Genomic DNA, 20,309 nt, shown 5'->3' on the forward strand with positions numbered 1-20,309 from the left:
GCGTTCCCTTTGTTCTTCCTGACGCTGCCGCGCCGCGGGCACGCCTGCAGCTTACAAGGTTTGCTTGCGGTGCCTGGGCGTCGTTCGCATGTCATGCGGTGTCACTGGATGGCGGGCGTCGCCATGGCGCTGCTGGCCTGCGTGAGCAACGTGCGCGCGGAGGATGGCGCGGCGCTGTGGATGCGCTATCTGTCCGCGCAAGGCGCTGCGCACGTGACGGACGTGGCCGAAGTGGTCGCCCCGGAGCAGACGCCGACGCAGCGTGCGGCGCGCGACGAACTGATGCGTGGCCTCACCGGCCTGCTGGGGCGCGCGCCGGCGGTGCATGCCACGGCGACCGGCGATCACGCCGTGGTGCTGGGCACGCCGCAGTCGTCGCCAGCGCTCGCGCCGTTCCGCGAGGAGATCGCGGCGCTGGGCGAGGAGGGGTACCTGCTCAAGCGCGCCCGCATCGACGGGCACACGGCGGTGCTGGTGGCCGCACGCCGGGACATCGGTGTGCTGTACGGGGTGTTCCATCTGTTGCGGCTGCTGCAGACCGGTGCGTCGCTGGACACGCTCGAGGTGCATGAGTCGCCACGGATCCAACTGCGCGTGCTCGACCATTGGGACGACCTGGACGGCCATGTCGAGCGCGGCTATGCGGGCCGTTCGTTGTGGGACTGGCAAGGCCTGCCGGAGTGGCGCGACCCGCGCTACACCGACTACGCGCGCGCCAATGCCTCGGTCGGCATCAATGGCACGGTGCTGAACAACGTCAACGCCAACGCGCAGAGCCTGGCGCCGGCCTACCTCGACAAGGCAGCGGCGCTGGCGGACGTGTTCCGGCCCTACGGCATCCGCGTGTACCTGAGCGCGCGCTTCAGCGCGCCCATCGAGCTGGGGGGATTGAAGACCGCCGATCCGCGCGACCCGGCCGTGCAGCGCTGGTGGCGCGACAAGGCCGATGACATCTACGCGCGCATTCCGGATTTCGGTGGCTTCCTGGTCAAGGCCAATTCGGAAGGCCAGCCCGGCCCGCAGGACTATGGTCGTTCGCATGCCGACGGCGCCAATCTGCTGGCCGATGCGCTGGCGCCGCACGGCGGCGTGGTGATGTGGAGGGCCTTCGTCTATGCCCACGACGTGCCGGTGGACCGCGCCATGCAGGCCTACAGCGAGTTCGTCGGCCTCGACGGCGCGTTCCGCCCGAACGTGATCGTGCAGGTCAAGAACGGGCCCATCGACTTCCAGCCGCGCGAGCCCTTCCATCCGCTGTTCGGCGCGATGCCGCGCACGCCACTGATGCTGGAATTCCAGATCACCAAGGAGTATCTCGGCTTCGCCACGCACCTGGTGTACCTGGGGCCGCTGTACGAGGAAGTGCTGCAGTCCGACACCCACGCTCGCGGCGCGGGCGCCACGGTGGCGGACGTGGTGGACGGCTCGCTGGAAGGCCATGCCCTGACCGGTATCGCCGGCGTCGCCAACATCGGTAACGACCGTACCTGGAGCGGTTCGCATTTCGACCAGGCCAACTGGTATGCCTTCGGGCGCTTGGCCTGGAATCCGCACCAATCCGCCCGCGCCATCGCCGCGGAATGGGCGGCAATGACGTTCTCGTCGGCGCCCGAGGTGGTGCAGCCCATCGTCGGCATGATGATGGCCTCGCGCGAGGCCGCGGTGAACTACATGACCCCGCTGGGCCTGCATCATCTGATGGCGCGCGGCCACCACTATGGTCCTGGTCCCTGGGTGGACGGCGGCCCGCGCGCGGACTGGACGTCGGTGTACTACCACCGCGCCGATCGCGATGGCATCGGCTTCGACCGCACCGCCCGCGGCAGCAACGCGGTGGGCCAGTACGCGCCCGAGGTCGCGGCCGTGTATGGCGACCTCGCGCGGGTGCCCGAGCCGCTGCTGTTGTGGTTCCACCACGTGCCGTGGGATCACCGCATGGCCTCCGGGCGGCCGTTGTGGGACGAACTGGTTGGCCGCTATGCGCAGGGCGTGCGCCAAGTGCAGGCCATGCAGGCCACCTGGGACGGCCTGCGCGGCAAGGTGGATGCCGAGCGGCATGCGCAGGTGGCCGCCTTCCTGCGCATCCAGTTGCGCGAAGCGCAGTGGTGGCGCGATGCCAGCGTGGCCTACTTCCAGTCGGTGAGCGGACGGCCGTTGCCTGCAGGCGAAGCGCCGCCGCCGCATCCGCTGGCCTGGTACCAGGCGCTGCAGTTTCCGTCCGCACCGGGAGATGGACGATGAAGCCGGCCACGTTGAAGGGCTGGCTGCTGGCGGCGGCCTTGGCGTGCAGCGCCACGCCCTGCATGGCGCAGCACGCGGCGCTGCCGCTGTTGCATCCGCTGTTCCAGGATCACGCCGTGCTGCAACGCGACCGGCCGATTCCGGTCTGGGGCCACGCCGCGCCGGGTGCCACGGTGTCGGTGAGCTTCGCCCGGCAGTCGGTCAGCGCACGCGCCGATGCTGGCGGTCGCTGGCACGCGACGCTGCAGCCCACTGCCGCTGGCGGGCCTTACGAGATGACGGTGCGGGCGGGGCAGGCGCGTCAGGTCGTGCGCGATGTGCTGATGGGCGACGTCTGGCTGTGTTCCGGGCAGTCGAACATGGAGTTGCCGGTGTGGCGCGCGCTGGATGCGAGCAGCGAACTGACCGCCGCCGCCCAGCCGAGCATCCGCCTGTTCGCCGTGCCCAAGGCCGCGGCGGTCATGCCCCAGGACGCGTTCGCGGCCGACGTCGCGTGGCGACCCGCGGCGCCGGACACGGTGCGCAATTTCTCCGCTGCCTGCTTCTACTTCGCGCGCGAGCTGCAGAAGACGGTCAAGGTGCCGATGGGGCTGATCCAGGCGGCCTGGGGCGGCGCGCGGATCGAGGCCTGGACCAGCGCCGACGCGTTGCGCACGCAAGGCGGCATGGACGACGCGCTGGACGTGCTGGCGCTGTATGCCACCGACCCCGTCGCCGCGAGCGCGCGCTGGGGCCGGCACTGGCAACAGTGGTGGACCACGCGCGCCGGTGCCAGGCCGGGCGATACGCCGTGGCAGCCCGGCGCCGACCGCACCGGGTGGCAGGCCGCGCCGGCCACGCTCGGCGCCTGGGAGCGCTGGGGCGTGCCCGCGCTCGCCGACTACAACGGCATGGTCTGGTACCGCACGCAGGTCACCCTGACCGCCGCGCAGGCGGCGCAGGGCGCACGGCTCGTGCTGGGGCCGGTCGACGAGACGGACATGACCTGGGTCAACGGCGTGGCCGTGGGCAGCCAGAACGCGCCGAGCGATCCGCGCCGGTATGCGCTGCCGGCCGGCCTGTTGAAAGCGGGGATCAACACGGTGGTCGTCAATGTGCTGGACACCTACGGCGAGGGTGGACTGGCAGGCCCCGCGAGCGCGCATGCCGTGCAACTGGACGATGGCACGCGGATCGTCCTCGATGCGCCCTGGCAGTATCGGGTCGCGTCCGATCCACAGTCCCCGTCGCTGGCGCCGTGGCATGCGGCCTCCGGCATGTCGACGCTGTACAACGGCATGATCGCGCCCCTGGGCAACGACGGCCTGCGCGGCATCGTCTGGTACCAGGGCGAATCCAATACTGGCGAGGGCGCCGCCTATGCGACGCGGCTGCGTGGCTTGCGCGATGACTGGCGCAAGCAGTTCGGCGCGGCGCTGCCGTTGCTGGTGGTGCAACTGGCCGGCTACGGTCGCCCACCGCAGGCGCCGGTAGAGAGCGGCTGGGCGCAGGTGCGCGAGGCGCAGCGCCATGTTGTGGCCGAAGACCCGCACTCCGGTCTTGCAGTAGCCATCGACATCGGCGATGCCTACGACATCCATCCGCCCAACAAGCAGGAATTGGGGCGGCGCCTGGCGCGGGCGGCCCGTCACGTGGTCTACGGCGAACACGCGCTGGCGCCGTCCGGCCCGACGCCACGCACGGCAGCCCGCACCCAGGACGCGGTGCGGATCGCGTTCGACGACGCCGACGGTCGCCTGGTCACGACCGGGGCGAACGGTCCCATCGGCTTCGAACTCTGCGATGCGCAGGCGCAGCACTGTACCTATGCCGACGCCATGCTGGACGGACGCGACGTCGTCCTGCGCAGCCCGCAGGCCGCATCCGCCGCGCGCGTGCGCTACTGCTGGGCCGACGGTCCGGTCTGCACACTGCGCGACAGTGCCGGTGCGCCGGCGGGACCGTTCGAACTCTCACTTTCCGAGGAGATTCCCTGATGCGTCCGCTGCTCGCCTCGGTCCTCCTGCTGTTGTCCGCTGCGCTGCAGCCGCTGTGGGCTGCGCCTGCGCCGCCGGTCTACTTCGACTGGTTCGACTACGCCGGGCACGACGCGGCCTTCGAGGCGCCGTTGCCTGCCGGGCATTACCGCAACCCGATCCTGGCCGGTTTCCACGCCGACCCGAGCATCCTCCGCGCGAACGGGCGGTTCTACCTGGTCAATTCCAGCTTCACCTACTTCCCCGGCATTCCGGTGTTCGAGAGCGTGGATCTGGTGCACTGGAAACAGATCGGCAACGTGATCGACCGCCCGACGCAGGTCGACTTCGATGGCCTGAGCGTGTCGCGCGGCATCTTCGCGCCGGCCATCGCCTACCACGACGGGATGTTCTACGTGGTCACCACGGCCGTGGACAGCGGCGGCAACTTCATCGCCACCGCGCGCGATCCCGCCGGGTCCTGGTCGGACCCGCACTGGCTGCCGGGCATCGGTGGCATCGATCCGTCGCTGTTCTTCGACGCCGACGGTCGCGTCTACCTGCTCAACAACGACGAGCCGCCCGGCCCGCCGCGCTACGACGGCCACCGCGCGATCTGGATGCAGCAACTCGACCTGGCGACCTTCACCCCGGTGGGGCCGCGCAAGGTGCTGATCGACGGCGGGGCGGAGCCGGCAAAGAACCCGATCTGGATCGAGGGGCCGCATCTGTATCGACGCGAAGGCTGGTACTACCTGTCCGATGCCGAAGGCGGTACCGGGCCGCAGCACTCCCAAGTGGTGCTGCGCAGCCGCGACGTGTGGGGGCCTTATGTGCCGTACGCCGGCAATCCCATCCTCACCCAGCGCGACCTGCCCGACGATCGGCCGCTGCCGATCGCCAACGCCGGGCATGCGGACCTGGTGGAAGGGCCGGACGGTTCCTGGTGGGCGGTGTTCCTGGCCAGCCGCACCTACGACGTGCGCCACTACAACACCGGGCGCGAGACCTACCTGCTGCCGGTGCAGTGGCGCGACGGCTGGCCGGTGATCCTGCCGGCCGGGCAGGCCATTCCCTATGCGGTCAAGGCGCCATCGTGGATGCAGGGCGAGGCGTCGCAGGCGCCGTCCACCGGCAACTTCATCGAGCGCGACGAATTCAATACGCCGACGCTGGGCCGCGGCTGGTTGCGCGTGCGCGTGCCCAGGCAGGACTGGGCGGACCTGCGCACGCGTCCGGGCAGTCTGGCCGTGCATCCCTTGCCGGAGAACCTGGACACCTTGCGCAACCCCGCCTTCCTGGGGCGTCGCCAGCAGCATCTGCGGTTCGAGGCCAGCACCGCACTGACGCAGCCGGCGGCGGGCGTGGCAGCAGGGCTCGCGGCGTTCCAGAACGAAGATTGGTGGTACTTCCTTGGCGTGCGCCGCGCGGGCCGCGATCGCGTGGTGGTCTTCCTCGAAGCGCGTGCGGGCAAGGGCGCGACCAGAACCCTGGCCAGCCGCGAACTGGACGCGTCCAGCGCGCTGCGCCTGAAGATCTCCGGTGACGAAGGAACGTATGCGTTCGCCTTCGACGCCGGCACCGGGCAAGGCTGGCAAACCCTCGCCGACGAGGTCGACGGGACGGTGTTGAGCACGGATCGTGCGGGCGGCTTCGTGGGCGCCCTGCTCGGTCCTTTCGCGCGCGACGAGCGCGCCTCGAGGAGCAAATGATGATGCGCAGGTCTTCCCTTCCTTCCGCCCGCCCTGGCCGCCTCGTCCGCGCGCTGGTCCTGTGCGCCGCCGCTACGCTGGCCGGTGTCGGCCATGCCGCCGACACCCAGCCGTGGCAAGACACCTCGGCCAGCTTCGAGACCCGCGCGGCGGCGCTGGTCGCGCAGATGACCCTGGAGGAGAAAGCGGCGCAGATGCAGAACGCCGCGCCGGCGATCGAACGCCTGGGCGTGCCGGCCTACGACTGGTGGAACGAAGCGCTGCACGGGGTGGCGCGGGCCGGGCAGGCCACCGTGTTTCCGCAGGCCATCGGGCTGGCCGCCACCTTCGACGTGCCGTTGATGGGGCAGGTGGCCACCACCATCAGCGACGAGGCGCGCGCCAAGCACCACCAGTTCCTCCGCGAAGGCGCGCACGGGCGCTACCAGGGGCTGACCTTCTGGTCGCCGAACATCAACATCTTCCGCGACCCGCGCTGGGGCCGTGGCCAGGAGACCTACGGCGAGGATCCCTACCTCACCGCGCGCATTGGCGTGGCCTTCGTGCAGGGACTGCAGGGCGACGACCCGATGTACCGCAAGCTCGACGCCACCGCCAAGCATTTCGCCGTGCACAGCGGCCCGGAGGCCGACCGTCATCACTTCGACGCCCGCCCCAGCAAGCGCGATCTCTACGACACCTATCTGCCGGCGTTCGAAGCGCTGGTGAAGGAGGGCAAGGTGGATGCGGTGATGGGCGCCTACAACCGGGTGTACGGCGAGTCCGCCAGCGCCAGCCAATTCCTGTTGCGCGACGTGCTGCGCCGCGACTGGGGCTTCACCGGCTACGTGGTCTCGGACTGCTGGGCCATCGTCGATATCTGGAAGCATCACCACCTCGCGCCCAGCCGCGAGGCCGCCGCGGCGCTGGCGGTCAAGAACGGCACCGAACTGGAGTGCGGCCAGGAGTACGCCACGTTGCCGGCGGCGGTACGCCAGGGGCTGATCGACGAAGCGGAGATCGACGATGCGGTGACGCGCCTGTTCACCGCGCGCATGCGCCTGGGCATGTTCGACCCGCCCGAGCGCGTGCGCTGGGCACGGATTTCCGCTTCGGTGAACCAGGCGCCCGCGCACGATGCGCTGGCCCTGCAGGCCGCGCAGGAATCGCTGGTGCTGCTGAAGAACGATGGCGTGCTGCCGCTGTCGCGCAATCTCAAGCGCATCGCCGTGGTCGGCCCGACCGCCGACGACACCATGGCCCTGCTCGGCAACTACTTCGGCACCCCGGCGGCGCCGGTCACCATCCTGCAGGGCATCCGCGACGCGGCCAAGGGCATCGAGGTGCGTTATGCGCGCGGCGTGGATCTGGTCGAAGGGCGAGACGATCCGGGCGCCACGCCGCTGATCGAGGCAGCGTATCTGCGGCCCTCGGCCGATTCCCCGGAACGCGGCCTGCGCGGCGAATACTTCCGCACGCCCGATCTGTCGGGGACGCCTGCGCTGGTCCGCACCGACGCCCAGATCGGCTTCCGTTGGGACCGCGGCTCGCCGACCGATAACCTGCTGGCCCGCGGCGAAGCGGGCCCGGGGCAGGGCATTCCCAACGATCATTTCAGCATCCGCTGGAGCGGCCAGCTGCTGCCGCCGGTCTCGGGCCGCTACCGGATCGAGGCGGCCGCCGACGACGGCTTCCGCCTCTATGTCGACGGCAAGCTGGTGCTGGATCACTGGACCGACAGCGACCGCATGCGCGCCGACGGCGTGGATCTGGACCTGCAGGCGGGCCGCGCCTATGCGGTGAAGCTGGAGTACTACGACGCCGAGCGCGACGCCGGCGTGCGCCTGGGTTGGCGCATGCCCGGGGCGAAGCCGCCGTTCGAGGAGGCGCTGGATGCCGCCCGCAACGCGGACGTGGTGGTGTTCGTCGGCGGGTTGACCGGCGACGTCGAGGGCGAAGAGATGAAGGTGGACTATCCGGGCTTCGCCGGCGGCGACCGCACCGACCTGCGCCTGCCTGCGCCGCAGCGCGCCCTGCTGGAAGCGCTGCACGTCACCGGCAAGCCGGTGGTGATGGTGCTGACCGGCGGCTCGGCGCTGGCGGTGGAGTGGGCGCAGGCGCATCTGTCGGCGATCCTGATGAGCTGGTATCCGGGGCAGCGCGGCGGCACCGCGGTGGGCCAGGCGCTGTTCGGCGAGGTGAATCCCGCGGGGCGCCTGCCGGTGACGTTCTACAGGGCGGATCAGGCGCTGCCGGCATTCGACGATTACGCGATGGAAGGCCGCACCTACCGCTACTTCCGCGGCACCCCGCTGTATCCGTTCGGCCACGGGCTGTCGTACACCCGCTTCGACTACGGCAAGCTGCGCCTGGATGCGCCGCGCATCGCCGACGACGGACACCTCAAGGTGGAGGTGGAGGTGGCCAACACCGGCAAGCGCGCCGGCGACGAAGTCGCGCAGCTGTACGTGCGGCGGGTGGCCGCCGCGCCCGGCGACGCGCAGCAGACGCTGCGCGGCTTCCAGCGCGTTCGCTTGGCCCCTGGCGAGCGGCGGACCCTGACGTTCGCGCTGGACGCGCAGCAGGCGCTGCGGCAGTACGACGATGCGCGCGGCACCTACGTCGTGCCGGCGGGCAGCTACGAGGTACGGATCGGCGGCTCCAGCGCCGATGCGCGCGTGCATGCCCGTTTCAGCGTGGAGGCGCGCCGTGACTGAGCCCCGCAGTGCGGAGACCGCCGCGCACACGCTGTCGGTACGGGAGAAGCTGGGCTACAGCCTGGGCGACCTGGCGGCGAATCTGATCTTCCAGACGCTGATCACCTACCTGGCCTTCTTCTACACCGATGTGTACCGATTGCCGGCCGCCACGGCGGCGACGATCATCTTCGTGATCGGCCTGCTCGGCGCGTTCGTGTTCACCCCGCTGATCGGCATTGCCGCCGATCGCACGGCGAGCCGCTGGGGCAAGTTCCGGCCCTGGATCCTGTGGACGGCGATTCCGTTCGGCGTGCTGTCGCTGCTCGCCTTCAGTACGCCGGACCTGGGTGCGCGCGGCAAGGTGCTGTACGCGCTGACCACCTATGGCCTGCTGATGCTGGTTTATGCGGCCAACAACCTGCCGTACTCCGCGCTCAGCGGGGTGCTGACCGGCAACATGGCCCAACGCAACAGCCTGTCGGCCTACCGCTTCGTGGCGGTGATGATCGCGCAGTTCATCATCCAGGTGTTGCTGTTGCCGCTGGTGCTGATCCTGGGCGACGGCGACAACGTGCGCGGCTTCGAGCGCCTGATGACGGTGTTCGCGGTGGTGGGCACGCTGTTCTTCCTGATCACCTTCGCCACCACCCGTGAGCGCATCGTGCCGGCCAAGGAACAGAGCGCCGGAGTGCTGCAGGATCTGTCCGACCTGCTTCACAACCGGCCATGGAAGGTGATGCTGGCGCTGACCGTGCTGGTCTTCGTCAACCTGGCGCTGAAGGGCGGCACCTACATCTACTACTTCCAGTACTACCTGAGCGAGGCCGCGCTGGCCGGCTTCCTCGATGCCTCCGGCTTCAACGGCTTCATCGGCGGGGTGAACGCGCTGCTCAGCGGATGGGGCCTGTCCGGCTTCACTTGGCCGCAGGACCCGGCGACTTCGGCATTCAGCCTGTTCAACGCCTGCGGCATCCTGTGCATGATCCTGGGCATCGGGTTCTCGCGGCGCCTGGCCGACCGCTTCGGCAAACGCGATGCCTTCGGCGGCGCGTTGCTGGCCTCCACCGTGTTCCTGCTGGCGTTCTACGTGTTTCCGCCCACGGCGATCGGCGTGGCCTTCGGCGCCTTCATGCTGCACGGCTTCTGCTACGGCATCACCATCCCGTTGCTGTGGGCGATGATCGCCGACGTCGCCGACTACTCCGAGTGGAAGAACCACCGCCGTGCCACCGCCATCATCTTCTCGGCGATGCTGTGCGGGCTGAAGATCGGCCTCAGCATCGGCGGCGCGCTGGTCGCCGGCATCCTCGCGCACCACGGCTACCAGGCGGGTGCGCAACAGCAGCCGCAGGCCGTGGTGGACGGCATCCGCCTGACCGTGAGCGTCTATAGCGCCATCCCGTTCCTGGTCGCGGTGGCGCTGCTGTGCTTCTACCGGATCGACAAGCGCATGGAACGTCGCATCGAACACGACTTGCAGGCACGCCGGGAGGGAAGCGACGTGAGTGACCTCAGCGACCTGGGCCACCTCGCGGCGCACGCCATCGCGCAACCGCTGGTCACCCACATCTATACCGCCGATCCGTCGGCCCACGTGTTCGAAGGGCGCCTGTACATCTATCCGTCGCACGACATCGACAGCGGCGCACCGTTCGACGACGAGGGCGGTCACTTCGGCATGGAGGACTACCACGTGCTGCGCATGGACGCGCCCGAAGGCACGGCCACCGACTGCGGCGTCGCCCTGCATGTGCGCGACGTGCCCTGGGCCAGCCGGCAGATGTGGGCGCCGGACGCGGCCACGCGCGACGGCCGCTATTACCTGTATTTCCCGGCCAAGGATGCGCAGGATCTGTTCCGCATCGGCGTGGCGGTGGCCGACCGCCCGGAAGGCCCGTTCGTCGCCGAGCCCGAGCCGATCGCAGGCACCTACTCGATCGACCCCGCCGTGTTCGAGGACGACGACGGCGCGCACTACCTGTGCTTTGGCGGTATCTGGGGCGGGCAGTTGCAAAAGTATCGCGACGACTGCTACGACGCGGCACATGTCGAGCCCGAGGGCAGCGCGCCGGCACTGGGGCCGCGGATCGCCCGGCTGGATCCGGGCATGACGCAGCTGGCGGAGCGCACGCGGGAAATCGTGGTCCTCGATGAGCACGGGCAACCGCTGCGCGCCGACGATCACGCGCGCCGTTTCTTCGAGGGGCCGTGGCTGCACAAGGACCAGGGTCGGTATTACCTGTCCTACTCCACCGGCGACACGCATCTGCTGTGCTACGCCATCGGCGACAACCCGTATGGGCCGTTCACCTATCGCGGCGTGCTGCTGAAGCCGGTGGTGGGCTGGACCACGCACCATTCCATCTGCGCGTTCCAAGGGCGTTGGTACCTGTTCTACCACGACGCTCTGTTGTCCGGTGGCGTCACGCATCTGCGCTCGGTCAAATGCACGCCGCTGCATGTCGAGGCGGATGGGAGCATCCGGACTGTCGATCCTTATGGCGGCTGAGAGGCTGTCGCTCAGTGACCTCCCGTGGGAGCCAACTGTCGTGCAGCCGCGATGTGCGAAGTGGTGCCCATTCCGATGGCGCAATGCGTCGGGACTGAAGTCCCTCCCACAGTGCACCCGGCGGGCTCGCCGCAAGCCCCTGTGGGAGCGACTTCGGACGCGACGAGTGAAGCCATCCAATGACCGATTGCTATCGCAGTCGGGACCGAAGTCTCCCCCCAAAGTGCACCCGGCGGACTCACCGTAAGCCCCTGTGGGAGCGACTTCAGTCGCGACGAGTGAAGTCATCCAATCACCGATTGCTACAGCAGTCGGGACTGAAGTCCTTCCCGCAGTGCACCCGGCGGCCCCGCCGTAAGCCCGTGTGGGAGGGACTTCAGTCCCGACGAGTGGGGCCATCCAACGACCGATTTCTACGGCAGTCGAGACTGAAGTCCCTCCCGCAATTGCGACAGCCAGCCAGGCGCAGCGCCGCTACACCGACCGCGGCAACAACTCCAAGCCCTGGATCTCGCGAATCCCCAGTCCCGGCGCCTCGCCGATGCGGATCTGCGCCTCGTCGAACTGCACCCCGCCCACCACCGGGTCGAATGCGCCCAGCGACGGCCCATCCAGATCCACCTTGGTGATGACGTCGGCGCGCGCCACCGCCAGGTGCGCCGCCGCCGCCACGCCGATGCTCGATTCGAGCATGCAGCCGATCATGCACGGCACGCCGTACACCGCGGCGATGTCGGCGATACGCAGCGCGTTGGACAGGCCACCGGCCTTGATCAGCTTGATGTTGACGATGTCCGCCGCGCGCCGCTGCAGTAGCGCGATCGCCTGCGCCGGCGAGAACACGCTCTCGTCGGCCATCACCGGGGTCTGCACCCGCTCGGTCACGTACTGCAGGCCATCCACGTCGCCGGCCTTGACCGGCTGTTCCAGCAGTTCCAGCGTCACTCCGGCGCGCTCCAGCGCGTGCATCGCCTGCACCGCCTGCTTCGGCGTCCAGCCCTGGTTGGCGTCCAGGCGCAGCTGCGCGCGGCCGCCGACCGCGGCGTGGATCGCCTTGACCCGCTCGATGTCCTCGGCGAGATCGGTGCCGATCTTGATCTTCAGCGCCACGAACCCGCGCGCCAGCGCCGACAGCGCGTCGGCCACCATCGTGTCCACGGCATTCACGCTGATGGTGAGGTCGGTGGTCAGCTGCGGCGTACCGCCACCGAGCAGGCGGTACAGCGGTGCGCCGTGCTGCTGCGCCCACAGGTCGTGCACGGCGATCTCCAGCGCCGCCTTGGCGCTGCTGTTGTGTTCCAGCGCGCCCTGGATCAGGCCGCGCAGGCGCTGCAGGTCGGCGATGTCCTCGCCGATCAGGCGCGGTGCCAGGCAGCGTTCGACCGCCGCGATGATCGATCCGTGGGTGTCGCCGGTGATCGGTGGGGTGGCCGGGGCACTGCCATGGCCGATCCGGCCATCGTCGGTGTGGACCATGACCACCACGTCCTCGATCGCCTGCACGGTGCGCAGCGCGGTCTTGAACGGGGTCTTCAGCGGCACGCGCAGCATGCCCAGGCGGATCTCGGTGATCTTCATTCGGTGGTCGGCGCGCGCAGGCGCTGGATGCGGGTGATGCGGTCGATGAAGGGCGTGCCGTCGCCGAGCAGCAGCGGTTCCAGCGGAGTCACCGACACACCGTTGAGGCGCACGCGCTGCACCTGCCCGGCAGCGTTGCGGTAGCTGGCACCGGCCACGTCGTGGATCACCCAGGTCAGGCCGTCTTCGTGGCCGATCACCAGCATGACGTGGCCGGGGATATAGACCAGGTCGCCCACGCGCAGCTGCGCCAGCGCCTGCCGTCGCTGCGGCAGCGGGTCGGTGGCGGTGTAGGGCACGGACGCAAGCGCAGGGCTACGCGCCTGGTCGCCGGTGTTGCGTGGCATGTCGATGCCGAGGCTGCGGTGCAGGTCGACGACGAAGCCGCTGCAATCGCGCGCGTCGTAACGGTTGCCCCAGCCGTAGCGCTCGCCGAGGAACTTGAACGCCTGCTGCAGCAGCATTTGCCGCGTGGCCGGCAGCGGCGCCTCGGCGACGTCGGCGCTGCGTGGCACCAGCGCCGGCACCAGCTGCAGGCGCCCATCGCGGTCGCGCAGCGGCAGCTGCACCACGTAGGCAGCCAGCGGCGACTGGCCATTGACCACCTGCTGCGGCGGCCAGTCGCGCAGCAGCGGCAGCGCGCTGCCCATGTCCAGCGCCACCTGCGAGGCCGCCGGCAGCTCCGGGGTGAACACAGTGGTCGCGCGCGCACCGGTGACCAGCAACCGCGGCATGCGCTGCGCGTAGGCCTGCACACTGGCGCGGTCGCTCTCGGCCACGCGGTCGCGGGCGATCCACGCGGCGTAGTTGTTCGCCAGCACGAACAGCCACTGCCCATCGGCGCTGGCGTGCAGGATCGCCACTGGGCTGCCTGGATACAGGGCCGATTCCTGGAAGCGGTCGATGTCGCGATCGTCGCGGTCGCTGAACACGCGCTCGGCGGTGGGGAAGCGCCGCAGGTCTGCGCGTTGCACGACCAGCGCGTAGCGCGGCTGCACCTGCGCCGGCAGCGCGTCCAGCGCCAGCGTGCGCTGTAGCGCCTGCAGGCGTGCGGCGTCGAGCGCGGCGCCCTGGGTGTCGTAGAGCGTGCGTGTCGGCGGCGCCGACAGCGTCAGGATCTGCGCACGCACCTGCGCGCTGGGCAGTTGCGCCGGCAGCGCGGCCAGATCGTGCATCGACGGATCGTCGCGCAGCAGTCGGGCGTTGAACGCGGCGCGCTGCGTTGCTTCCAGCAGCGGTGGCGACGCCGCCGGCAGCCGTGCGATCCAATGCGCGGCCTGCAGCTGTACCGGCTGTGCCTGCAGCGGCATGGCGTCGGTGGCGCGTGCCGTGGCGATGGCGCCGCTTGCCGTTACGGCGAGCAACAGGCACAGGCCGCGCATCGTGATCATGGAATCCCGCTGTCTGGAAAGAAGGCCGGCGCACGTTGCGCACCGACGCCAGGATCTTCGATTCCCGTTTTTTTCCTGTCAAGGCGCTGCGTTGACAGGTTTTGCGAGCGCGTGTTACATCCGAATGCACAGGGGGTGCGTGGCGATGGTGCTGGGGAACGTGCAAGCAGCGCACGGCAGCGCCGCGTCCGCTCGGCAACATGCAGGAACCCGCAACACGATGGCCGCGTGCCACGCACGGGTCATCGCCGTGTGCGCGGACGCCAGGGACAGGCGCGCGGCCGTGGCCGCGCCCGCAGCGTTCGCGCCATCCACCCGCGCCATGCAGGAGAGCCGCGTGCCCATGCCCATCGTTCGTCGTCCATTTTTCTTGAGGCCCGTGCGCGTGGCACTGGCGTCGCTGACGACGCTGGTCGCGGCGTTGCCGGCAGCGGCGTCGGCGCAGGAACAGGCGGCGACGCCGCGCGATCTCGATGCGGTGCTGGTCACCGGCTCGCGCATCGCCCGCTCACAGGTCGAAGGCCCGGCGCCGGTCACCGTGATCACCGCCGAGGACATCCGCAAGCAGGGCTTCGCCACGGTCTGGGAATCGCTGGGCACGCTGACCCAGTTCAGCGGCAGCACCTTCAACGAGAGCGACCAGACCGGCAGTTCGCCCAACGGCCAGTACCTCAACCTGCGCGGGCTGGGGCCGGGCTACCAGTTGATCCTGCTCAACGGCAAGCGCATGGCCGACTACCCGCAGCCCTACGGCGCCAACGGCACCGCGGTCAGCCTGGGCAGCATCCCGGCGGCGGCGGTGGAGCGCATCGAGGTGATGAGCGGCGGCGCCTCGGCCATCTACGGCTCCGACGCGGTCGCCGGCGTGGTCAACATCATCACCAAGCGCGATTTCCAGGGCGACAGCCTGCGCGTGCGCGCCGGCACCACCACCCGCGGCGGCGGCGACACCGGGCAACTGCAGTGGACCGGCGGGCGCCGTGGCGACGGCTGGAGTTTTACCTACGCCTTCGAACGGCTGGACCGCGAGCCCATCGTCGCCCGCCAGCGCGACTTCATGGATTCCTACGACGACCATCCGGCCAACAAGGCCGACCCGAGCTCGCCCAACGTGTCGATCTCCGGCGTGTACCTGCGCCGCGGCAACACCTATCTGTGGCCGCAGGCGGGCACGCTGTCGACCTCGCCGCAGGCGCTGGCGGCGGCCTGCGCCGCGACCAATCCGGCGTTCCGTCCCTACCGCACCAACGACAGCCTGCCCGCGGCCAATCGCTGCGGCGCGTTCGACTACTACGCCGGGCGCTCGGTGCAGAACGGCTACGGCAAGACCTCGGCCTACCTGGCCGGCGATGCCGAGCTCGGCCACGACGTGGTCGCCTACGCGCAACTGCTGGCCAACCGTTCCCAGGACAAGAGTTCCAGCCAGACCCACTACTACATCGGCGAGGGCGCGTTCACCGCCTACGATCCGGACCTGGGGCTGGTCACCGCGCAGCGCATCTTCCTGCCGGACGAGGTCGGCGGCATCAAGACCATCGACTACGACGAACGCAGCTGGAACCTCAATGCCGGCGTGCGCGGCAAGGCGTTCGGCGGGCGCTTCGACTGGGATGCCAGCGTGTCGCTGTCGCGCTACGACATCACCACCCGGCGCCCACGCTTCCTCACCAACGCGGTGCGCGATTACTACTTCGGGCCTGTGCTGGGCTATCGGCCGGATGGCACCGAGATCCGCCGCGTGCGCCCGGACCGGCTGTTCGCGCCCGGCAGCCCCGCGCTGTACCAGCAGCTCACCACCGAGGTGGTCAGCCGCGGCGAATCGGCCACCGACCAGGCCCAGTTCGTGGTCAGTGGCGACCTGTTCGCGGTGCCGGCCGGCATGGTGCAGATCGCTACCGTGCTGGAAGCGGCGCGGCAGACCTACGACCTGCAGCCCGACCCGCGCACCACCGTCGACTACACCGGCAGCGAGCGCATCTACAACCTCACCCAGACCCCCGGCGGCGGCCCGCGCAAGCGCTACGCCGCCGGCCTGGAACTGCGCGTGCCGATCGCCAGCCGGCTCAGCGCCACCCTGGCCGCGCGCTACGACGCCTACGACGACATCACCGCGGTCGATGGCGCGGCGACCTGGCAGGCCGGCCTGGAGTGGCGTCCGTTCGACACCCTGCTGCTGCGCGGCAGCCACGCCACCAGCTTCCGTGCGCCGGACCTGCTGTGGATCTACGCCGGCACCAGCGCCAACAACCCCACCGTGGTCGACGAATACCTGTGCCGCCGCGACGGCCTGGATCCGTTGTCGGCGGCCTGCGCGAGCGCGCACGAGTACCAGACCTTCTCCACCCAGGCGTCCAATCCGCTGCTGCGCGAGGAGACCGGCAAGTCGACCACGTTCGGCGCGGTGTGGGACGTGTTGCCGACGCTGTCGCTGAGCCTGGATTACTACCGCATCGAACTGAAGGGCCGGGTCGAGGCCATTTCCAGCGAAACCCTGCTGGAGAACAACGCCAACTGCCTGCTCGGCCGCGACCGCGCCGGCGCCGCCGTGGACACCGCCTCGGCGGCCTGCCGTTTCTACCTGGATGCGGTCACGCGCAGTCCCGGCACCGACCTGACCAGCGAAGGCCAGATCACCGCGTTCAAGACCTTCCCCATCAACCAGTCGCTGATGCGCACCGACGGCATCGACGCCAGCCTGCGCTACGACCTCGACCTCGGCGCCTGGGGCACGCTCGGCCTGCAGGCCGGCCTGACCCGGGTGCTGCGGATGGAGGTGGCGCAGTTCGCCGGCGCGCGCCCGGTGGACGTGATGAACGACGTCGACTACCTGGCGTTCCGCACGCGCAGCAACTGGCGCGCGAACTGGAGCCGCGGCGACTGGTCGGCCAGCGTGTACGGCTACCGCTACGGCTCGCGGCCCGACTACGCCGAGCGCGGCCGCGTGGCGCCCTACCTGGTGTGGAACGTCGATCTCGCCAAGCAGATCACCGACAAGGCCAGCGTCGGCCTGAGCGTGCTCAACGTATTCGACGCGCTGCATCCGCGCGACGACACCTACACCACCTGGCCGTACTTCCCGCGCGTGTACAGCGCGATCGGCCGGCAGTGGTCCGTCAACTTCAACTACCGCTTCTGAGCACGCGCATGGCCGTCGATGCGCGCTTGCACGCCGCCGCCGCGCCGATTGCGTACGCTTGTGCGTCCCCGACCAGGAAGTGTCCATGACCCGTGTGCCCGTGCCGTCCCTGTCCGCCGTGCGCCGGCTGCTGCTCCTGGGTGCGCTGGCCTTGCTCGGGGCCTGCGCGCACGCGCCGCAGCGCAATCCGCTGGCCACCTGGGTGCCGTCGCCGAACTACGACACGCGCCGGCCGATCCTGATCGTCATCCACTACACCGACCAGCACTCGGTGCAGCAGAGCCTGGACACGCTGCGCTCGCACAACAGCAAGGGCAAGGTCAGTGCGCACTACCTGATCGGCCGCGACGGCACGCGCTATCAACTGGTCGCCGACCAAAACCGCGCCTGGCATGGCGGCGCCGGGCGCTGGGGCAGCATTACCGACATCAACTCCGCCTCGATCGGCATCGAACTCGACAACGACGGCAAGACCCCGTTCGCGCCGGAACAGATCGCCAGCCTGCTGGTCCTGCTCGAGGACCTGTGCACGCGCCTGCGCATCCCGCGCACCCAGGTGGTCGGCCACGAGGACTTCGCGCCCTCGCGCAAGGTCGATCCGGGCCCGCTGTTCCCGTGGAAGCGACTAGCCGAGGCCGGCTTCGGCCGCTGGCCGGCCACCGACACGCCGCCGGCGCCGCCCGGCTTCGATCCGTGGCAGGCGCTGGCGCTGATCGGCTATCCGGTCGACGACCGCGCCGCGACCCTGCGCGCCTTCCACCACCACTACCGCGGCAACGACGCCACCGCCTTCGACGCCGAAGACCTGCGCATCCTCTACGCGCTGACCCAGCCGCTGCTGGCGCGGCCGCAGCCGGTCCCGGCGATGGAGCCGGACGCGCCCTGAGCCGGGGCGCTGCGGCGTCGGCGCCGGTCCCGACGGCGTGCACGCCTGTCACTTGGCGTCGCCGCGGTTCTTGGTAGCATCGCGCGCCAACGGACTCCAAAGGACGCAGTGCGATGAGGCGAGGAACCACGGCCCTGTGGGCGGCAACCTTCCTGCTGTTGGGCGGGTGCAAGGACAAGGCAGCCGATGCGCCGGCCGCGGCGCAGACCCCGGCAACGGCGAGCGCGCCCGCAGCGCCCGCCGACACCAGCGCCGCAGCACAGCCGGCCGCCGCCGAGGTGCCGGCGCCGGGCCAGGTGCTGGCCGACATCTATGGCGCCAAGGGCGACGGCTCGGCGTCCTACGCCATCGACAACGGCGCGGTGGCCAGCTTCTGGTACGGCGACCGCTTCGACCTCGGCGGCAAGCAGTACTACACCGGTTTCGCCAATGCCACCGGCGGCAAGTACGACAAGCCCGGGGACCAGGCCGGCGATCAGGACCTGCCAGACCCGGCGGCCACCGTCAGCATCAGCCAGGCCACCTACGTGCTCGACAGCGCCGGCGGCAAGCCGACCTGGACCCTGTTCCACGCGCAGCGCTGGGCCGGCGACTTCGGTGCCGACGGCAAGGCCGACACCCTGGACGAACAGCGCAAGCCGCAGAGCATCGAGACCAAGGACGGCCACCTGCTGCTGGCGCTGCCGACCACCCGCTTCGCCGACGGCATCACCAGTGCCGGCTTCGCGGTGTTCACCTTCGACCCCAACAAGAACGACCTGGGCGACTACAAGGGCTGGGTCTACCTGGGCACGGTGGCCGCCGGCGAGGACAACAGCGCCGCCTGCGACGACCAGGGCACCATGAAGTGCGCCACCAGCACCGGCACGCTGAGCTTCGTGGCGCCGACCAGCGGTAGCGTGCCGTCGTTGCGGGTGGCCCTGCAGGGCACGGCGGTGGAGGGGCCGGGCAAGGTCCGCACGTTGGGCCCGGCCGACGCCGTCACCTACACCTACGATCCTGCCAAACAGCAGTACACCCCACCGCTGGACCGCTGAACGGGCGGCGCGGTGACCTGACGCGGCGTGCGCAGGAGCGGTGGTTTCGGGCCTGGAACCTGGTTTAAGATGCGCCCCACGGGGCCTGATGATCAGGCGAGTCATTCGCGAGCGGCATGGGATGCTGCACTCGCCCGAAATGCCGGTGTGGATTGCCGGCGTGCCGTTCGCCATGCGCGACCGCCATCACCGCCCCTGCTCGGGGCCGCAGTGCACGTCACCGTCGTTCCGTCCGAAATGCGCCTGCCGGCAGCATCGTCCGTGCCGGGGCGTCGCGTCCGTGCCGTGCGCCGTCTGCGCATGGCGCACGCGGCGGCACGGCGTGGCGGGCGGTGCGGATGGGTTCCTCGGCTTCTTCACCGAATACAGGATGTTCTGGACATGTCGAACGACAACAAGCGCGCCGCTCCCGAAGTGCCACCCGATGCGGGCAGCGTGCTGTATCTGATCTACGGCTGGGACGGCGATGGCGCCGTGTCCTACGAGATCGACAACGGGGCCGTGGTGAACTTCTGGGGCGGCCAGCATTTCGAACTGGACGGCCAGCAGTACTACACCGGTTTCAGTTACGCCACGCCGGGCCGGTACGGCATCGACGATGCGGAAACCTTCCCCAATCCGGGCGAGGGCGTCTCGCTCGGCGCCGCCACCTTCCAGCTGACCACCCCGGGCGGCGAGCGGCCGTGGATGGTGCTGCATGCGCAGCGCTACGTCGGCAGCTTCGGCGCCTATGCGCGTGCCGATGCGTTCGATACCACGCGAACCCCGCAGCAGCATGCGCTCGGCGACGGCCGGTTGCTGCTGGCCGTGCCGACCAGCCGCTTCGGCAACGGCATCACCGAGGCCGGCTTCGCGCTGTTCGTGTTCGATCCGAACCGGCACGATCTCGGCGATTACCACAGCTGGATCTATTGCGGCACGGTGGCGGCCGGCGAGGACAACGAAGCGGCCAGCGACCCGGACGGCGTGGTGCCGCACGTGTCCAGCACCGGCAACCTGGAATTCCAGGCGGTGCCCGGCCAGCGCATGCCTGCGCTGCGGGTGGCGCTGCACGGCACCGCGATCGCCGGTCCCGGCCGCGCGCGCCTGCTCGATGGCAGCGACGCACTGCAGTACGCCTACGACCCGGACAGCGGCCAGTACCAGCCGGCGCCCGACGCATGACCCCAGCGGCGCGCGGCGGCGC

General features: G+C 69.9%; 11 protein-coding genes and 1 pseudogene. 10 read left to right on the forward strand and 2 right to left on the reverse strand.

The window, feature by feature from the left end:
• The first annotated feature begins 93 nt into the window (after positions 1 to 93).
• The 6 genes and pseudogenes from GGR71_RS14095 (at position 94) to GGR71_RS21105 (ending at position 11,095) form a co-directional block, all read left to right on the forward strand.
• On the forward strand, positions 94 to 2,241 hold the full coding sequence (locus GGR71_RS14095) for an alpha-glucuronidase family glycosyl hydrolase (RefSeq protein ID WP_456362626.1): 2,148 nt from the start codon (positions 94 to 96) through the stop codon (positions 2,239 to 2,241).
• The gene (locus GGR71_RS14100; protein WP_160957778.1) at positions 2,238 to 4,217 is read left to right on the forward strand and encodes a sialate O-acetylesterase; all 1,980 of its coding nucleotides are present in this window, start codon (positions 2,238 to 2,240) and stop codon (positions 4,215 to 4,217) included. Before GGR71_RS14095 ends, GGR71_RS14100 begins: the two co-directional genes overlap by 4 nt.
• Positions 4,217 to 5,908 (forward strand): glycoside hydrolase family 43 protein, encoded by a 1,692-nt coding sequence (locus GGR71_RS14105; RefSeq protein ID WP_160957776.1) that lies wholly within the window; start codon positions 4,217 to 4,219, stop codon positions 5,906 to 5,908. Before GGR71_RS14100 ends, GGR71_RS14105 begins: the two co-directional genes overlap by 1 nt.
• Before the next feature lie 2 nt (positions 5,909 to 5,910).
• Positions 5,911 to 8,604 (forward strand): glycoside hydrolase family 3 protein, encoded by a 2,694-nt coding sequence (locus GGR71_RS14110; protein ID WP_237474256.1) that lies wholly within the window; start codon positions 5,911 to 5,913, stop codon positions 8,602 to 8,604.
• A pseudogene (locus GGR71_RS21100) lies at positions 8,570 to 10,093 on the forward strand (MFS transporter); the annotation flags it as partial. The gene GGR71_RS14110 and the pseudogene GGR71_RS21100, both read left to right, overlap by 35 nt.
• A complete protein-coding gene (locus tag GGR71_RS21105; RefSeq protein ID WP_343160793.1) occupies positions 10,088 to 11,095 on the forward strand; it encodes a glycoside hydrolase family 43 protein in 1,008 nt (335 codons plus the stop codon). The pseudogene GGR71_RS21100 and the gene GGR71_RS21105, both read left to right, overlap by 6 nt.
• A gap of 474 nt (positions 11,096 to 11,569) precedes the next feature.
• On the opposite strand, the gene GGR71_RS14120 is transcribed toward GGR71_RS21105, so the two are convergent.
• Complete coding sequence (locus tag GGR71_RS14120) at positions 11,570 to 12,673, reverse strand: dipeptide epimerase (protein ID WP_160957772.1); 1,104 nt, start codon at positions 12,671 to 12,673, stop codon at positions 11,570 to 11,572.
• Positions 12,670 to 14,064: an SH3 domain-containing protein gene (locus GGR71_RS14125; protein WP_160957769.1), complete on the reverse strand. Its 1,395-nt coding sequence runs from the start codon at positions 14,062 to 14,064 to the stop codon at positions 12,670 to 12,672. The genes GGR71_RS14120 and GGR71_RS14125 overlap by 4 nt, the downstream gene beginning before the upstream one ends.
• 343 nt (positions 14,065 to 14,407) lie before the next feature.
• On the opposite strand from GGR71_RS14125, the gene GGR71_RS14130 reads away from it, so the two are divergent.
• From GGR71_RS14130 to GGR71_RS14145, 4 genes are all read left to right on the forward strand, one after another.
• A complete protein-coding gene (locus GGR71_RS14130) occupies positions 14,408 to 17,200 on the forward strand; it encodes a TonB-dependent receptor plug domain-containing protein (RefSeq protein WP_160957926.1) in 2,793 nt (930 codons plus the stop codon).
• 85 nt (positions 17,201 to 17,285) lie between these two features.
• Positions 17,286 to 18,086 (forward strand): N-acetylmuramoyl-L-alanine amidase, encoded by an 801-nt coding sequence (locus GGR71_RS14135; protein ID WP_160957766.1) that lies wholly within the window; start codon positions 17,286 to 17,288, stop codon positions 18,084 to 18,086.
• A gap of 113 nt (positions 18,087 to 18,199) precedes the next feature.
• The gene (locus tag GGR71_RS14140; RefSeq protein ID WP_160957764.1) at positions 18,200 to 19,123 is read left to right on the forward strand and encodes a hypothetical protein; all 924 of its coding nucleotides are present in this window, start codon (positions 18,200 to 18,202) and stop codon (positions 19,121 to 19,123) included.
• Positions 19,124 to 19,504: 381 nt separating this feature from the next.
• Positions 19,505 to 20,287 (forward strand): hypothetical protein, encoded by a 783-nt coding sequence (locus tag GGR71_RS14145; RefSeq protein ID WP_160957762.1) that lies wholly within the window; start codon positions 19,505 to 19,507, stop codon positions 20,285 to 20,287.
• The last annotated feature ends 22 nt before the right edge of the window (positions 20,288 to 20,309 follow it).

The sequence above is a fragment of the Xanthomonas sp. F1 genome (assembly GCF_014199855.1).

What these genes read in the sequence shown, in the direction of transcription:
- GGR71_RS14095 (WP_456362626.1), top strand. Translation starts at nt 94, where the DNA reads ATGCGGTGTCACTGGATGGCGGGCGTCGCCATGGCGCTGCTGGCCTGC.
- GGR71_RS14100 (WP_160957778.1), top strand. Translation starts at nt 2,238, where the DNA reads ATGAAGCCGGCCACGTTGAAGGGCTGGCTGCTGGCGGCGGCCTTGGCG.
- GGR71_RS14105 (WP_160957776.1), top strand. Translation starts at nt 4,217, where the DNA reads ATGCGTCCGCTGCTCGCCTCGGTCCTCCTGCTGTTGTCCGCTGCGCTG.
- GGR71_RS14110 (WP_237474256.1), top strand. Translation starts at nt 5,911, where the DNA reads ATGCGCAGGTCTTCCCTTCCTTCCGCCCGCCCTGGCCGCCTCGTCCGC.
- GGR71_RS14120 (WP_160957772.1), bottom strand. Translation starts at nt 12,673, where the DNA reads ATGAAGATCACCGAGATCCGCCTGGGCATGCTGCGCGTGCCGCTGAAG.
- GGR71_RS14125 (WP_160957769.1), bottom strand. Translation starts at nt 14,064, where the DNA reads ATGATCACGATGCGCGGCCTGTGCCTGTTGCTCGCCGTAACGGCAAGC.
- GGR71_RS14130 (WP_160957926.1), top strand. Translation starts at nt 14,408, where the DNA reads ATGCCCATCGTTCGTCGTCCATTTTTCTTGAGGCCCGTGCGCGTGGCA.
- GGR71_RS14135 (WP_160957766.1), top strand. Translation starts at nt 17,286, where the DNA reads ATGACCCGTGTGCCCGTGCCGTCCCTGTCCGCCGTGCGCCGGCTGCTG.
- GGR71_RS14140 (WP_160957764.1), top strand. Translation starts at nt 18,200, where the DNA reads ATGAGGCGAGGAACCACGGCCCTGTGGGCGGCAACCTTCCTGCTGTTG.
- GGR71_RS14145 (WP_160957762.1), top strand. Translation starts at nt 19,505, where the DNA reads ATGTCGAACGACAACAAGCGCGCCGCTCCCGAAGTGCCACCCGATGCG.